Source organism: Flavobacterium sp. 270, assembly GCF_004368785.1.
Taxonomy (GTDB): Bacteria; Bacteroidota; Bacteroidia; order Flavobacteriales; family Flavobacteriaceae; genus Flavobacterium.
This window is the reverse complement of record NZ_SODM01000002.1, coordinates 461,043-476,743: the sequence shown is the minus strand read 5'-3', so window position 1 is coordinate 476,743 and position 15,701 is coordinate 461,043. Positions and strand designations below refer to the sequence as shown.

Annotated in this window: 14 protein-coding genes; 4 read left to right on the top strand and 10 right to left on the bottom strand. The window is 33.8% G+C overall.

What is annotated here, in order from left to right:
- Positions 1–142: 142 nt before the first annotated feature.
- Positions 143–1,894: an aspartate--tRNA ligase gene (aspS, locus tag EV144_RS09395; protein ID WP_134148256.1), complete on the bottom strand. Its 1,752-nt coding sequence runs from the start codon at positions 1,892–1,894 to the stop codon at positions 143–145.
- A gap of 156 nt (positions 1,895–2,050) precedes the next feature.
- On the opposite strand from aspS, the gene EV144_RS09390 reads away from it, so the two are divergent.
- Together EV144_RS09390 and EV144_RS09385 are read left to right on the top strand one after the other, a co-directional pair.
- A complete protein-coding gene (locus EV144_RS09390) occupies positions 2,051–3,043 on the top strand; it encodes a TlpA family protein disulfide reductase (RefSeq protein ID WP_134148254.1) in 993 nt (330 codons plus the stop codon).
- Positions 3,044–3,254: 211 nt separating this feature from the next.
- Positions 3,255–3,602 (top strand): toxin-antitoxin system YwqK family antitoxin, encoded by a 348-nt coding sequence (locus tag EV144_RS09385; protein WP_134148252.1) that lies wholly within the window; start codon positions 3,255–3,257, stop codon positions 3,600–3,602.
- A gap of 53 nt (positions 3,603–3,655) precedes the next feature.
- On the opposite strand, the gene EV144_RS24420 is transcribed toward EV144_RS09385, so the two are convergent.
- From EV144_RS24420 to EV144_RS09350, 8 genes are all read right to left on the bottom strand, one after another.
- The gene (locus tag EV144_RS24420; protein ID WP_262712227.1) at positions 3,656–4,171 is read right to left on the bottom strand and encodes a PepSY-associated TM helix domain-containing protein; all 516 of its coding nucleotides are present in this window, start codon (positions 4,169–4,171) and stop codon (positions 3,656–3,658) included.
- 34 nt (positions 4,172–4,205) lie between these two features.
- Complete coding sequence (locus EV144_RS24415) at positions 4,206–4,760, bottom strand: PepSY-associated TM helix domain-containing protein (RefSeq protein ID WP_262712222.1); 555 nt, start codon at positions 4,758–4,760, stop codon at positions 4,206–4,208.
- Positions 4,761–4,878: 118 nt separating this feature from the next.
- Positions 4,879–6,426, bottom strand: a complete 1,548-nt coding sequence (locus EV144_RS09375) for a PepSY-associated TM helix domain-containing protein (protein ID WP_134148250.1) — start codon at positions 6,424–6,426, stop codon at positions 4,879–4,881.
- A gap of 3 nt (positions 6,427–6,429) precedes the next feature.
- Positions 6,430–6,735, bottom strand: coding sequence for a hypothetical protein (locus tag EV144_RS09370; RefSeq protein WP_134148249.1), 306 nt, complete (start codon positions 6,733–6,735; stop codon positions 6,430–6,432).
- Positions 6,736–6,737: 2 nt separating this feature from the next.
- Entirely contained in the window at positions 6,738–7,070 is a 333-nt protein-coding gene (locus tag EV144_RS09365; protein ID WP_134148247.1) for a hypothetical protein, read from the bottom strand.
- A 65-nt stretch (positions 7,071–7,135) separates the two neighbouring features.
- Positions 7,136–9,619, bottom strand: coding sequence for a TonB-dependent receptor (locus EV144_RS09360; protein ID WP_134148245.1), 2,484 nt, complete (start codon positions 9,617–9,619; stop codon positions 7,136–7,138).
- A 216-nt stretch (positions 9,620–9,835) separates the two neighbouring features.
- Positions 9,836–11,074 (bottom strand): 2-oxoglutarate dehydrogenase complex dihydrolipoyllysine-residue succinyltransferase, encoded by a 1,239-nt coding sequence (odhB, locus tag EV144_RS09355; RefSeq protein WP_134148243.1) that lies wholly within the window; start codon positions 11,072–11,074, stop codon positions 9,836–9,838.
- An 83-nt stretch (positions 11,075–11,157) separates the two neighbouring features.
- Entirely contained in the window at positions 11,158–13,932 is a 2,775-nt protein-coding gene (locus EV144_RS09350) for a 2-oxoglutarate dehydrogenase E1 component (RefSeq protein ID WP_134148241.1), read from the bottom strand.
- Positions 13,933–14,047: 115 nt separating this feature from the next.
- Here EV144_RS09350 and EV144_RS09345 point away from each other — a divergent pair, with 115 nt between their 5' ends.
- On the top strand, positions 14,048–14,599 hold the full coding sequence (locus EV144_RS09345; protein ID WP_134148240.1) for a hypothetical protein: 552 nt from the start codon (positions 14,048–14,050) through the stop codon (positions 14,597–14,599).
- 54 nt (positions 14,600–14,653) lie between these two features.
- On the top strand, positions 14,654–15,232 hold the full coding sequence (locus tag EV144_RS09340; protein WP_134148239.1) for a hypothetical protein: 579 nt from the start codon (positions 14,654–14,656) through the stop codon (positions 15,230–15,232).
- 85 nt (positions 15,233–15,317) lie between these two features.
- Here EV144_RS09340 and EV144_RS09335 read toward each other — a convergent pair whose 3' ends face one another.
- Entirely contained in the window at positions 15,318–15,671 is a 354-nt protein-coding gene (locus EV144_RS09335) for a hypothetical protein (RefSeq protein ID WP_134148237.1), read from the bottom strand.
- Positions 15,672–15,701: the final 30 nt, after the last annotated feature.

Genomic DNA, 15,701 nt, shown 5'->3' with positions numbered 1-15,701 from the left:
ATAGCCGTATATTAAATATAGTTCAAAAAGTAGGAACTTTATGACTTTGTCGTTCTGCAATTTATGGTCTTTTTGACCTTAGTTTATAAAAAAAATCGCAGCTAAAATATTTAGCTGCGATTTTATATAAGAAATCTTAAAGTTATACTAAATCAACTTTAATATGTAATTCTTTTAATTGTGCGTCATCAATTGCTGCAGGAGCATCGATCATTACATCGCGTCCAGAATTGTTTTTAGGGAATGCGATAAAATCTCTAATTGTTTCCTGTCCACCTAAAATAGCTACAAGTCGGTCTAAACCAAATGCTAAACCTCCGTGTGGTGGTGCACCAAATTGGAAAGCATCCATTAAGAAACCAAATTGAGCTTTTGCTTCTTCTTCAGTAAATCCTAAATATTTAAACATTAATTGCTGCGTTGCTTTATCGTGAATACGAATTGAACCTCCGCCAATTTCATTTCCGTTTAAAACCATATCGTAAGCATTGGCACGAACTTTTCCTGGTTCTGTTTCTAACAAAGCCATATCTTCTGGTTTTGGAGATGTAAACGGGTGGTGCATCGCGTGGTAACGGCCGCTTTCTTCGTCAAGCTCTAATAATGGGAAATCTACAACCCAAAGTGGTGCAAATTCTTCTGGCTTACGCAATCCTAAACGAGTTGCAAGTTCCATACGAAGTGCAGAAAGCTGTGCGCGTGTTTTGTTTGCCGGTCCAGAAAGTACAAAAATCATGTCGCCAGGTTTTGCCCCGGTAATTTTTGCCCATTGTTCTAAATCATCCTGATTGTAAAATTTATCTACAGAAGATTTAAAAGTTCCGTCTTCGTTACATTTTGAGTAAACCATTCCAGAAGCGCCAACTTGTGGACGTTTTACCCAGTCAATTAAGGCGTCGATTTCTTTTCTTGTATAATTTCCTGCTCCCGGAACTGCAATACCAACAACTAATTCTGCAGCATTAAATACTGGAAAATCTTTATGTTGTGCAAATTCGTTTAACTCGCCAAACTCCATTCCGAAACGAATGTCTGGTTTGTCATTTCCGTATGTTTTCATGGCATAGTCGTAAGTAATTCTAGGGAATTTATCTACTTCAATACCTTTTATTTCTTTAAGTAAATGTCTTGTCAATCCTTCAAAAACATTCAAAATATCTTCTTGTTCTACAAAAGCCATTTCGCAGTCAATCTGAGTAAACTCTGGCTGACGGTCTGCGCGTAAATCTTCGTCACGGAAACATTTTACGATTTGGAAATATTTATCCATTCCGCCTACCATTAATAATTGTTTGAAAGTTTGTGGTGATTGTGGCAAAGCATAAAATTGTCCTTCGTTCATACGGCTTGGTACAACGAAATCTCTCGCTCCTTCTGGAGTCGATTTAATTAAATAAGGAGTTTCAACTTCGCAGAAATCTAAATCAGATAGATATTTACGAACTTCCATTGCTACTTTATGACGGAAAAGCAAACTGTTTTTTACAGGATTTCTTCTAATGTCAAGGTAGCGGTATTTCATTCTGATATCTTCACCACCGTCAGTTTCATCTTCAATAGTAAATGGAGGTGTAAGCGCAGCATTTAGAATAGTTAATTCTGAAACTAAAATTTCGATTTCACCAGTCGGAATATTTTTGTTTTTGGCTTCACGCTCAATAACAGTTCCTTTTACTTGAATTACAAACTCGCGTCCAAGAGTTTTTGCCAATTCAAAAACAGTTTTATCAGTACGACTTTCGTCGAAAATAAGCTGTGTAATTCCGTAACGGTCACGTAAATCAACCCAGTTCATAAATCCTTTATCGCGGGATTTTTGAACCCAGCCCGCTAGTGTAACTTCCGTATTAATATTTGAGGCGTTAAGTTCGCCGCAATTATGACTTCTATACATGATCAAAATTTTAGACTGCAAAAGTAAACACAAAATTCAAATTAATATAGTAAAGTGATCACTGATGCTTAATAATTTTAAATATTTTGTTAATTGTAAATTTTCACAGCTTTAATTTATTTAGTTTTGAATCAGTAAAAACAAATTTTTAAACCTATGAAAAAACTTTTTGTTGCTGGTCTGGCGATTTTTAGTGTTTTGAATATAACGGCGCAAAGCAAGAATCAAATTAAGTTTACGGCTAAAATTGCTAATAGAAACAGCGATACTCTAGTCATTAAAGGAAATAATAATTTTAAACAAGTTATTCCGATTAACAAAGAGGAAACTTTTGTGGCTTCATTTGATGCGCCAAAAGGATTTTATGTGTTTTCCGACGGAACTGAATCTTCTAGGTTATATTTGATACCAAATTCTGTGGTAAATTTAACTATGAATGCAAAAGAATTTGATGAAACTATCGTTTTCAGCGGTAAAGGTGTTGATGAAAGTAATTTTTTGGCACAACAAGCTTTAAGAAATGAAACAATAGAGAATGCTTTTTCTAAAGAACCAGCTGAATTTGCAGCAATCCTGGAAGCTAAGGAAAAGACAGATGTTGAAAGTTTGGAGAAAGGAAATTTTGATCCGGAATTTAAAACTGCAATGAAAAGTAATTTTGAGCGTTTTCACGAATTCTCAGTTCAAAATTATGAAAGTGCATCAAAAGCAAATAAAATGAAAGGTAAACCTTCTCCTGATTTTGATTACGTTAATTATAAAGGAGGAAAAACAAAGCTGTCTGATCTAAAAGGAAAATACGTATATATAGATCTTTGGGCAACATGGTGTGCTCCTTGTAGAGCTGAGATTCCTTTTTTGCAAAAAATAGAAGAGAAATATCATGGAAAGAATATTGAGTTTGTGAGTATTTCTATTGATAAAGCAAAAGATGCTGAAAAATGGAAAAAATTTGTAACGGATAAAAATCTTGGCGGTACACAATTGTTTGCCGATAAAGATTGGGAATCTGAGTTTGTTATGGCTTATGGTGTAACGGGAATTCCGAGGTTTATTTTAATTGATCCAAAAGGCAATATTATCAATTCTGAAGCTGCGCGACCATCAGATCCAGCTCTTGATAGTCAGTTAAATACATTATTGAAGTAATTTATTTACGAAATTTACAACGTTATCGTAAATTTAGTTTTTCGCTAAAATACCAGTAAAACCAATGCTTAAGCGTTGGTTTTTTTGTTTTTAGCTATTTTCCAATGTTAAGCTTTTAGTCAATGTTACCAAATTGTTAAGTAAAAGTTTTTTTAATGTAAACAATTAACTATATTTGATAAAGATTTGATAACATTAAATACCTAAAGATATGAAAAAGTGTGTAATTTTAGTTGCAATATTGTTCTCTGGAATTTTAGTTGCACAAGAAAGTAAACCAGAATTAGAAGCTGTTGGAAACAGAGTAAAAGCTACTTATTATTATGAAAATGGTAATGTACAACAAGAAGGTTTCTTTAAAGATGGTAAATTAGACGGGGTTTGGGTATCATATGATGAAAAAGGGAATAAAGTTGCCGTGGGAGAATACACAGACGGATTGAAAACGGGAAAATGGATGTTTTTTAATGAAAAAAACCTTAGCGAAGTTGCTTACGAAAATAGCAAAATAGCATCTATTAAAAATTTACAAAAAAATGCTGTTGCAAACAGAAATTAAGATTGTTTCGATAATTTGAAAAACCGCCTTTATAGGGCGGTTTTTTTATGCTTTTATTTTTTAAATTTCTTTCTTCTTCCAAACCAAATTATAAAACCTGTTACAGGTAAAGCAGAAGCGATTAAGCTTACTGTAAAAGCAATAATTTTGCCTGGTAAATCTAAAATCTGTCCGGTATGAATGCCGTAATTCATTTCTACAACTTGTAAACCTAAACTCTTTTTGTCGTAAGGATCGCTCTGAATTAATTTTCCGCTTGACGGATGAAAATAATAATTACTCTGATGATCGAATCGTAAAGTATGCGGATATGCGCCAGTATTGATTATGTCGCCTTTGTTTTGGGGTAAGATTATAAAAAACATTTCGGCTTTTGGCTGCTGTTTCATCGTTTCGATAAAAGCTCTGTCTATCGCAAGCAAATTGTTTTTCTTAAACTTTGTGGTATCTATTGTTGGTGCTATTGTTTCTATGGCTTTATCTCCTCCAAAATTGAACGTTTTATAAATGCCATCGCCGACCCATTCGTAAGTAAAAGTTAAACCTGTTATGGCTATTATAACAGCAATTATAGCAATATAAAATCCCGAAGTATTGTGCCAGTCATAGTTTACACGGCGCCCATTTTGCAGCCCATTTTACGGTAAAGCTTCTTTTGATATCACTTTTTCTTTTTGGCCACCACTGGATAATTCCAGAAATGAGCAGCAGAATAAATATAATTGTTGCACCGCCAATAATATGTTTTCCGATATAATCGGGCAGGAGGAGATACAAATGAATATATTCTACAATTATGAAGAAATCCGTTTCGGGATTTTCGGTTTTTAAGTATTTACCTGTATAAGGATTAAAATAAAGATATAGACTTTCCTTTTCTGAATAAGTGTAAACAATGGCAGACCTGTTTTTTCCGTAATAGGAAACCATTGTCGGTTTTACATTTGGAGCAATTTCTTGAGCTTTTTCCTGTAAAACATTTGGAAGTATAAAGGGTTTGTTTTGAGGTTCTACAATACGCCATTCTTTGCGGGTAATGTCTTTTATTTCGTCATGAAAACAAAATATACAACCTGTAATACTGACAATAAAAACAATAAGCCCGGAAATTAATCCGAGCCATTTATGTAGAAAACGTACTTGTTTTATAAAACTCATTTTGCAGATTGCGAAAGATTTTATTCTTTCTTTTAGAATTGCTAAAAAGCAAAAGTAATTCTAAATGTACAATCCGCAAATTATATCAATTAATTTGATGGTTTTTCGCGAAAGCGGATTATTCGCTCTTCACTTTTTTTAATTTAAAAGAAACATACAAAGTGATCGAGGCTAAAACAATCCAGAAAATATCAATAAAGAAAATCTGAAATTGATTTTGTGCAAAAGTTTTCCAGAACCAGTTTCCTGTGCAGATTCCATTTGCAATAGGAATTAAAAAACCTAAAATACTTCCAGAAATCAAACACCATTTGTTGGTAAAATTAATGTCTCTTTTTAAAAGGAAAAATACAATTAAAACCAGCCAGGTTATAAAATAAACGCTATAAATATCAGATTGGGTTAATGGATAAAAAACTTTATCTACAATAAATGCAATGGCAGTCACGGGATACATACTCAAACAAACGGCCAAATATATTCTAACAACTGCATTATTAAATCTGCGTTTTTTCTCGGGCATATTTTTCTTGTCGCGCGCAACAAGCCAAATCATAACTCCGGATATAATAACAAAACAACTAATAATACCAAGAACAAAACTGATAATTCTTAATGCATATCCTCCGTAATCACCAAAGTGAATTCGGTATAAAACATTTTTAACTCCGTCTAAATAGGTATTCTGTGTTACCGGATCTTTTTTGGCAATGATTTTACCATCAGCAATCTTGTAAATAATTTTACCAATTGCTGTAAATTTTTTGTCGGTTGGCATTTCACCTTCAACTAAAACATGCATGTTGGCATCTCCATAGTTCTTGATTTCAACGCTTGTGATTTCAAAATCTTTCCAGGTGTTTTTTGTTTTTGCAACAAATTCATTGACGCTAAAAGGATTGGCTATCTTTTTATTTTCAAATTTAAAATCAGGATTGTTGTATTCTAAATCGTCGTATAGTTTTTTATCATCTCCTTGGTACAAGGCCATAACGGCGGGTGCAACAATAAGTAATTTGATCATAAAAAATGCTCCTGTAACGGCATATACAAACTGAAACGGAAGACCAATCATTCCTAACGCCGTGTGAGCGTCTGTCCATAGAGTTTTTAATTTCTCTTTTGGACGGAAAATATAAAAATTAGACACAATTTTGTTCCAATGCAACAGAACTCCCGTTACAATCGCAAATAAGAAAAACAATGCTATAAAACCCGAAAGGTAGTAACCAACAGGATATGGAACCTGAGCCAAAAAGTGAAGTCTGTATAAGAACTCGCCTAGAGAATACGATTCTTCATAAGTATATGTTTTGAAATTTTTGGTATCTAAATAAAAAAAGCTTCCTTCTTTTAATTTAGCTGGAGCCAAGCTGTCTTTGGTTCCTTCCATATAAACATTTACGCGTCTTTCTTTACTCCCTTTAGAAATCGAGATGTTTCTTCCGGCTAAAGTGTATTTTTTATCTAATATTTTTAAGGCATCATCGTAATTAATCTGTTTTTCATTAGTAAGAGAAACAGATTCGCCACGTTCCCAATTGATGATTTCGTCTCTAAAAAAAGAAAATGATCCTGCAAAGAAAATAACAAACAATACAACGCTTATCACAATGCCGCTTACGGTATGTGTGTGAAAATAAATATTATAGTTTCTGTTGTTCATAAATTATTTGGTAATAGGATGATTATAAGTTTGTCCGAGATAAATAATACCGCAAAATAAAACGGTCAGCAGTAAATAAATTCCCCAGATTTTCCAGCCGCTTTTTGCTAAAAATGCAACAACCATTAAAGCAACCCAAAGTATAAAACCTGTAAAAGCCATCGTGATAAGAACATTTGCACGATCAAACCAGGAAGCCAAAGCCAAATGAAATGTCACAGAAACAAAATAACCGCCAAGTATAGCAGCTGTTATTTTGAGAAAACGCTGCCATTTAGACTGCGTGAGATATTTAGGATTTGCAGGCATATTTAGTAGTAATAAATTTCTAATAGTGCAACTAGAATAAAAAGCGCCGCAACTGCTTTAGTGTTTATAACCTGTAGCGGTTTAAGCAAAATAATTAAACTCCCCACCGTCATTAACTGAATAAAAAATAATAAAGTGCCACAGCATAATGCTTGCGTAAACAGCCATACCGAGTAAGCAAAAAGAAGCAAAACCAAACCTGTAATTTTAGTCTGTTTTGGATTGCTGTTCATCCATTTTTCAAAACTGTAATTATAAGTTAGCACTGCTCTTTTAGAAGTGTAATAAAACATATAAAAAGAGATAAAAACGAAAATACTGGCTATTGTTATCATGATTTTATAATTTTAAAAAAGCATCTTTCTAAACGTTTAGAAAGATGCTTTTGTGTTTTTTTAGATTAGAATCTGTATGAAAAACTTGCAGATGCACTGCGCATATTTTTTGGGTGGATTGTAGACCAACCATCATAAGTATCAACATTTGCAATGTTGTCCACTTTTAATGTCAAGGTGAATTTTTCTGTTCCGTAGAATATTGAAGAGTTTAATACTGTATATTCTGGAAGCGCAAATGTTCCAACAACTGTACGGTTCATGATTTTGTTTTTACTTGCATAATTTCCTCCAAATCCTAAACCAAAACCTTTTAAGTCTCCTTCTGGAAATTTATAGCTTGCCCATAAGTTTGCTAAGTTTTGTGGTCCACCGCTTTCTGGTCTGTGACCTACGAAATCTGGATCTCCAGCAAGTAAAACAGCATCGTTATAACTGTATCCTGCAACAATGTTTAATCCGTTAATAGGGTTTGCTACGAATTCTGCTTCAAAACCTTTGTTTTTTTGTGCACCATCCTGAAAAGCAGTTTGAGTTGTAGCACCATATACTACATATACCTGATCTTTTACTTGAATGTTATAATAACTGAATGTAGCGTATAGTTTATCTCTAAAAATATTTAATTTAGTTCCTACTTCAAATTGGTTGGCGTGCTCAGGATTAAAAGTTCTCGGACGAGTACTTCCATCAGCTAAAATTTCTGTAACAGGAGCTGAATTAGCAAAACCATCCATATAATTAGCAAAAAGGGACACTTTATCGATAATTGGCTGATAAACTAATCCGAATTTTGGAGAAAAAGCAGTTTGATTAAAATCATCTGCTTTTGTGCTTAAATCACCTGCAGTCATAAAACGGTCAACACGTAAACTTGCCATTGCAGATAATGCTGGTGTAAAGTTAATTACGTTAGACGCATAAACGCTGTATACTTCTTGTTTCGTTTTATTATTGCTTAAAGGAGCAGAAGCTAATACAGAGTCAGCACCAGTTTTAGTTAATTTTCCATTATCACCGTTAGTAATATAATCTGCAGGATCAGTGATTCCGTAAAGATTTTCGTTTACCGTTTTTAAATCCAGATTACCAATATAGATATTACCATTTGCTACATATCCGGTACCATTATCAATTTGTCCTCTATTAAAATAATCAAGACCAACAACAATTCTGTTTCTTAAATTACCCAATTTAAAGTCACCAATAAAGTTTTGTTGAATATCTGTTGTTAAAGTTGTAGAATTCTGGTAGTTCATAAAACGTCCTAAAACAATTCCTTGGCTTATTGCAGCTTGTGCATATTGTGTGCCTTCATATAAATAAGCATAATATCCTTCTGATGATGATGAACCTCTTGAGAATACAGTTTGAGAAGTCCATTGATCAGAAATTTTATAATTCATTTGTCCCTGAAGATTGTATGAAGGAGTTTCAATCGCAAGTTCATTACTTGTATAAGAACGTTTGTTATCATAACCTAATTCATCTAAGTTATGCACTCTTAAAGCTGTACCTCTATCTAAAAATAACATAGTAGCATTAGTAGATTTAAAGTTCATGAATTCTGTATTAATGAAAAACGAAAGTTTGTCATTTACTTGGTAAGATAATGAAGGAGCAAAAAAGAATGATTTTTTGAATCCTGCATCCTGAAAACTATTTTCTGTATGATAAGCAGAGTTTACACGAACGTTTACTTTGTGCTCGTCGTCAAGCGGAGTATTTACATCTACAGTAACTCTGTTTAAACCATAACTTCCGGCAGTATAATTTACTTCGCCTCCAAAATGATCGTATGGTTTTTTAGTTGTAAGATTAATTAAACCTCCGTAAGAGATTAAACTACTTCCGAATAAAGTTCCTGAAGGTCCTTTTATTACTTCAATTTTATCAATATTAGCAGGATCTACATTTCCGTTTGTTAAACCTGGTAATCCATTAATCATAGTTGGCTGAACAGCAAATCCTCTTAAAGAAAAATAAGCCGACCCGTCGCCGCCACGTCCTGTTGAAGCCCAAAGCGGACTTAATCCTGGTGCATTTTTAAGAGCGTCATCAAGATTAGTAACCACTTGTTCTTTTAATAATTCGCCTGTGATAGTTGTATAAACTTGTGGATTCTCAAGATTTTTAAGTGGCATTTTTGATACTTGCTGTGTTTCTTTACGAGCAAAAGTATTTTTTTTAGAACCGCCATTTACTACAATTTCGTCCAACTCTTCAGAGTTTGGAGTAATTTTGAAATCTTCAATTATTTCGTCACCATTATTAACAGTTACACTTTTCTCTTTGCTGGAAAATCCAACAGAAGTAACTCTAATAACATAATTTCCTGGTTTAATATTTTTAATTTCATAGAAACCATGACTATCAGTAGTTGTTCCTATTTTTGTTCCTTTAAGAACTACAGAAACATTATCTGCAGCGTCATTGTTTGATATGCTGATTTGACCTTTTATTGTCGCTTTTTCTTGTGCCGAAACTGAAGTTCCTGCTAAAAGAAAAAAGCAAAAGCTCAAAACCGAAATAGTAAATTTGAATTTCATTTTATTTAGAATTGATTTTAATAGTGCAAATCTAAGTTATGAATCAAAACAAAACAAGTTATTCTTATTTATTCTAAATTAAATATTTTTTAAAGGGTAAAATTTACATTTTTTTAAAAATTTAACATCTTAAGCTAATCTTAAGCTAATATTGTGCAAAAAAAAACCTGTTCAAGTAAATGAACAGGTTTTAGGATATGGTAAAAATTACTACAACTACAATTCTAAAGCACGTTTAGCATCGCCGTTCATTAATAATTCTAGTGGATTTTCTAAAGCTTCTTTTACTGCAACTAAGAAACCAACAGACTCACGTCCGTCGATAATTCTGTGATCGTAAGAAAGAGCAACATACATCATTGGGTGAATTTCTACTTTACCGTTTACAGCGATAGGACGCTCAATAATATTGTGCATTCCTAAAATTCCTGATTGTGGAGGGTTGATAATTGGAGTAGATAACATACTTCCAAAAACACCACCGTTAGTAATTGTAAAAGTACCACCAGTCATATCGTCAACTGTAATTTGACCGTCACGAGCTCTTAAAGCCAATCTTTTGATTTCAGCTTCAATTCCACGGAAAGTTAAAAGTTCAGCATTACGAACTACAGGAACCATTAGTCCTTTTGGTCCAGAAACTGCGATAGAGATATCAGCAAAATCGTAAGCGATTTTGTAGTCACCATCCATCATTGAGTTTACATCTGGAAACAATTCTAAAGCTCTTGTAACCGCTTTTGTAAAGAATGACATATAACCTAAACCAAGACCACCATGTTTTGCTTTGAATGCATCTTTGTATTCATTACGGATGTTGTTGATTGGCGTCATGTTAACTTCGTTGAAAGTAGTTAACATTGCAGTTTCGTTTTTAGCAGCAACTAATCTTTCTGCTACTTTACGACGCAACATAGATAATTTTGTACGCTCAGATCCACGGCTTCCTCCAGTTGGAGTTCCCATAGATGGTACTGCGTTTACAGCGTCATCTTTAGTAATTCTTCCGCCTTTACCAGTTCCAGAAACTGTTGTTGGCGCTATATTTTTCTCGTCTAATATTTTTCTTGCCGCCGGAGATGGAGTTCCTGCTGCATAACTTGTTGCTGCCGGAGCCGCTTTTGGCGCTTCAGCTTTAGGTGCTTCTGCCTTTGGAGCCTCCGCTTTTGGCGCTTCAACTTTAGCTTCAGCTGCTGGAGCAGATCCTGCAGGTTTTGCAGCATCTGTATCAATTAAACAAACTACAGCTCCTACTGCAACTGTATCACCTTCTTCAGCTTTTAATGTAATTACACCACTCATTTCAGCAGGTAATTCAAGAGTAGCTTTATCCGAATCTACTTCAGCAATCGCTTGATCTTTTTCTACATAATCACCGTCTTTTACTAACCAAGTTGCAATTTCAACTTCTTTTATTGATTCCCCTGGTGATGGGACTTTCATTTCTAAAATCATCTTTGTTTTTGTTTAAAGTTTTAATTGTTTAAAGTTTCATGTTAGCATTAAACCTGAAACTTTAAACTTGAAACAATTATTTTTTATCTAAATAAATCTTTATCGAATACCATTCTGATCGCATCTGCATGACGACGTTTTGCACGTGTGTAACTTCCTGATGCTGGTGCAGCGTAAGCTTTTAATGAAGCTAATCTCCATTTTACAAGATCAAAATTCATCAGCATAAAGCTGTAAGCTCCCATGTTTTTAGGCTCTTCTTGTGCCCAAACATAATCGTCTGCGTTTGGATATTGTGCGATAATTGCTTTAAGCTGTTCTACAGGTAAAGGGAACAATTGCTCGATACGAACTACTGCAACATCATTTCTTCCGTTGTTTTCTCTTTCTGCAACAATATCATAATAGAATTTACCAGTAACGAAAACTAAAGTTTTTACACCTTTTTTGTCAACTGTATTATCGTCAATAGTTTCCTGGAAACTTCCGTTTGCTAATTCATCAACTGTAGAAACACATCTTGGATCACGCAATAAACTTTTTGGAGAGAAAACTACCAATGGTTTACGGAAATTCGTTTTCATTTGTCTTCTCAACAAGTGGAAGAAGTTGGCTGGCGTTGTACAATCTGCAACATACATATTTTGTCTGGCACAAAGTTGTAAGTAACGCTCCATTCTTGCAGAAGAGTGTTCTGCTCCTTGTCCTTCATATCCGTGAGGTAATAATAAAACAATACCATTTTGGTTGTTCCATTTATCTTCTCCACAAGAAATATATTGGTCAATCATAATTTGAGCTCCATTAGAGAAATCCCCAAATTGTGCTTCCCAAATTGTCAATGCATTCGGGTTTGCTAATGCATATCCATAATCAAAACCAAGAACTCCGTATTCTGATAAAAGTGAATTGAAAACGCCGAATTTTCCTTTTTTGTTTTCAATCGCATCCAGTAAAATTACTTCTTCTTCAGAATCTTCTACTTTAACAACAGCATGACGGTGAGAGAAAGTTCCTCTTTCAACATCCTGACCAGAAATTCTAACATCAAATCCTTCTGTTAAAAGTGAACCATAAGCCAACGCTTCTGCAGTTCCCCAGTCTAAAGTATTATTGTCATATCCTGTTTTTCTGTCAGATACAATTTTTGTGATTTTGCTGATAAATTTCTTATCAGATGGAAGAGTTGAAATTGTATTGATGATAGAATCTAAACCTTCTTTTTGGAATTTAGTATCTACTTTTTGAAGCATTTGCGTATCCGTAACCTGAACAAAACCATCCCATTCGTTTTTCATGAATGGAGTAATGATAGTCAAATCTTTTTTACGGGAAGCTTCTAAGTTTTCTTCCAGATTCGTTTTGTATTCTTTTTCTAAACCATTAACATAAGTAGCATCAATTACGCCGTCTGATAATAATTTTTCAGCGTAAATATCTCTTGGGTTTTTATGTTTAGCGATGATTTTATATAAAACCGGCTGTGTAAAACGAGGTTCGTCGCCTTCGTTATGACCGTATTTTCTGTATCCTAATAAGTCAATAAATACGTCACGGCCAAATTCCATTCTGTAGTCTAAAGCAAAAGATACTGCATGTACAACTGCTTCTGCATCATCAGCATTTACGTGTAATACTGGCGAAAGCGTTACTTTGGCAACATCTGTACAATAAGTAGACGAACGAGCATCTAAATAGTTTGTAGTAAAACCAACTTGATTGTTGATTACGATGTGGATAGTTCCTCCAGTTTTGTAACCGTCAAGTTGTGCCATTTGGATAATTTCATAAAGAATACCTTGTCCTGCGATTGCAGCATCACCGTGAACGGCGATTGGTAAAACTTTAGAGAAATCGTCTGCGTAATATTTATCTTGTTTTGCTCTGGTAATACCTTCAATAACAGCTCCAACAGTTTCTAAGTGAGAAGGGTTTGGTGCTAAATTGATATTGATGCTTTTTCCAGATCTTGTTTTTTTGTCAGCAGTAAGACCTAAGTGGTATTTTACGTCACCGTCAAAATATTCCTGATCGTAATCTTTACCGTCAAACTCGCCAAAAATATCCTGAGTAGATTTTCCGAAGATGTTTGCTAAAACGTTCAAACGACCACGGTGAGCCATTCCCATTACGAATTGTTCAACACCTTTTTCAGCAGCTTTTTCGATCAAAGCGTCCAAAGCCGGGATAATAGATTCTCCACCTTCTAATGAAAAACGTTTTTGTCCCACATATTTAGTATGAAGGAAATTTTCAAAAGAAACAGCTTCGTTTAATTTATTTAAGATTGTTTTCTTTTCGTCAGTAGAAAAATTAGGCTGATTGTTACCAACTGCTAATTTATCCTGAATCCATTTTACAACGCCAGGATTTCTAATGTACATATATTCGATACCAATATGCTGGCAGTAAATTGCTTTTAGGCGAATTACGATGGCTTCTAAAGAAGAAGGTGTCATCCCGATTGTTTGTGCTGCATCAAAAACCGTATTAAGATCAGCTGCAGATAAACCGAAGTTTTCAATATCCAAAGTTGGAGATGAAGTTCTACGGTCACGAACTGGGTTTGTTTTCGTGAATAAATGTCCGCGTGTACGGTATCCGTCAATTAATTTTAGAACGTTGAATTCTTTCTTTAGTTTTTCTGAAACCTGACTGTAATCTGTGTTGTCGCTAGTCACGTACTCAACGATTGTTTGCACCGGATTTTCGTCATTATAAGTCGTTTGTCCAAAGTCAAAACCTTGAAAAAAACTTCTCCAGCTAGGCTCTACACTGTCTGGATTTACTAAATATTGATCGTATAATTGTGCAAAAAACTCTGTATGCGCTGCATTTAAAAATGAAAACCTATCCATAATATGTTGAATATACTTTTTGTTAAATAGAATGGCAAAAGTACAACAATCGCATTTATTTAAATCCTTTTTTTACGTACTTTTACGTAAAAATTTGTTAAAATAAATGTTAACTATGAGTAAAAATCAAATTTCAATCGTTTTCAATTCTTTTTTTGTGATTTTGACAGTTTTATTTTCCTCTAATGTTGCAGCGCAGCAAAAATATGTTATAGACAACAGCAACGATTTTTGGGATAAAGTACAATTTGGCGGAGGACTCGGATTAGGGATTGGTTCTGGTTATACGGATATTTCGGTTCTGCCAAGTGCAATATATAATGTAAATGAGATTGTTGCAGTTGGAGTAGGACTGCAGTTTGGTTATTTGTCTTCTAAAAATTATTACAGTTCTTTTGTATATGGCGGAAGTTTAATTGGGCTTGTAAACCCAATTCCGGAAATTCAGTTATCAGCAGAATTAGAACAAGTTCGCGTTAATACAGATTATGATTCAACGCCTTACAGACCCGCATATTCTGATAATTTTTGGAACACTGCCTTGTATCTCGGTGCAGGTTACAGAACCGGAAGTGTTACAATTGGTGCTCGTTACGATGTTTTGTACGATCCTGATAAAAGTTTGTACGAATCTGGATTTATGCCTTTTGTGAGAGTGTATTTTTAGAAGTTTCTAAGGTTCTGAGATGCTGAGATTCTAAGGTTTTTTAATCTTATTTTAATGAAAAAATGTATTTTAATAATTACTTCAATTTTACTTTTAAGTTGTAATCATGCTGCGAAAAAAGAAGGTGATAATGAAAAAGTTGCAAAGAAAGAATTAAAACCTTTTTTTGATTCTGATAAAATAGAGCATTATTACTTGAATTTCTCCGAAGATGATTTTTTTAAATTAGCTCGTAAAGAAAAGCTAAGCAAAAAGGAGAAAGAATTTTTAGGAATTTTTGAATTTAGTTTTCCAGATTCAATTCCAAATGAGGATTTTGAGAAAATATTATTGAGCCATAATTATAAAAAATCAAAACTTTCATCAAAGCAAGAGAAAGCGATTAAGAATATTTTTAGTGAAAAAGATTCTTTAAGAAATGAAGCCTGCTCTTGTATTGCCGAATACAGAGATATTTTTATTTTTAAAAAAAATACAAAGACAGTTGGAATAGCAAAGATTTGCTTTAAAAATCTTCGCTTCGAGATTGTAGGTAGTAAAATTGATACTGAAGGTTTTGGGCTTGTTGATGAATTAGATAAATTAAAAAAAACAGTAAGACCCGAAAGTTATAGTATTTTGGTAACCGACTAACTTTACTTGTGAAAATTCGACAATTGAACCCAAAAAGACCTTGTTAAAAACTTTGTGCCTTTGAGCCTCTGCACCTTTGAACCTTTTACTTGTAAAAATTCCGAAACCAAACCTTCTGCCATTCCCTTTTTAAAATCAAAAAAGAAACTTGTTCGGCTAGAATTACTAAATCAGAACCGTCGAGGCTTTTTATTTCGTTTTCAGAAACATCAATAATATAAAGAAGATTCAAATATTCAGCAAATTTGTACTGAATCATTCTGTAGATTTTTTCGTGAAGCTGAATTTTTAATTCATCGGGAGAAATACTCAACGGGAAATCGATTCCTTCGTTTGCCAGATTAAAATCTTTGTTAATCTGCTCAATCAGATTTAGATACAAAGTTTGAGCTTGCGCTTCTTCAAGTAAAGATTCTGTGTTTTTTGGTGCTACAAACATAATTAATCAATTACAATATCAATTTCAAAA

Bases quoted from the DNA above. Each gene is read 5' to 3' on its own strand.
- aspS (WP_134148256.1), bottom strand. From the start codon at position 1,894: ATGTATAGAAGTCATAATTGCGGCGAACTTAACGCCTCAAATATTAAT.
- EV144_RS09390 (WP_134148254.1), top strand. From the start codon at position 2,051: ATGAAAAAACTTTTTGTTGCTGGTCTGGCGATTTTTAGTGTTTTGAAT.
- EV144_RS09385 (WP_134148252.1), top strand. From the start codon at position 3,255: ATGAAAAAGTGTGTAATTTTAGTTGCAATATTGTTCTCTGGAATTTTA.
- EV144_RS24415 (WP_262712222.1), bottom strand. From the start codon at position 4,760: ATGAGTTTTATAAAACAAGTACGTTTTCTACATAAATGGCTCGGATTA.
- EV144_RS09375 (WP_134148250.1), bottom strand. From the start codon at position 6,426: ATGAACAACAGAAACTATAATATTTATTTTCACACACATACCGTAAGC.
- EV144_RS09370 (WP_134148249.1), bottom strand. From the start codon at position 6,735: ATGCCTGCAAATCCTAAATATCTCACGCAGTCTAAATGGCAGCGTTTT.
- EV144_RS09365 (WP_134148247.1), bottom strand. From the start codon at position 7,070: ATGATAACAATAGCCAGTATTTTCGTTTTTATCTCTTTTTATATGTTT.
- EV144_RS09360 (WP_134148245.1), bottom strand. From the start codon at position 9,619: ATGAAATTCAAATTTACTATTTCGGTTTTGAGCTTTTGCTTTTTTCTT.
- odhB (WP_134148243.1), bottom strand. From the start codon at position 11,074: ATGATTTTAGAAATGAAAGTCCCATCACCAGGGGAATCAATAAAAGAA.
- EV144_RS09350 (WP_134148241.1), bottom strand. From the start codon at position 13,932: ATGGATAGGTTTTCATTTTTAAATGCAGCGCATACAGAGTTTTTTGCA.
- EV144_RS09345 (WP_134148240.1), top strand. From the start codon at position 14,048: ATGAGTAAAAATCAAATTTCAATCGTTTTCAATTCTTTTTTTGTGATT.
- EV144_RS09340 (WP_134148239.1), top strand. From the start codon at position 14,654: ATGAAAAAATGTATTTTAATAATTACTTCAATTTTACTTTTAAGTTGT.
- EV144_RS09335 (WP_134148237.1), bottom strand. From the start codon at position 15,671: ATGTTTGTAGCACCAAAAAACACAGAATCTTTACTTGAAGAAGCGCAA.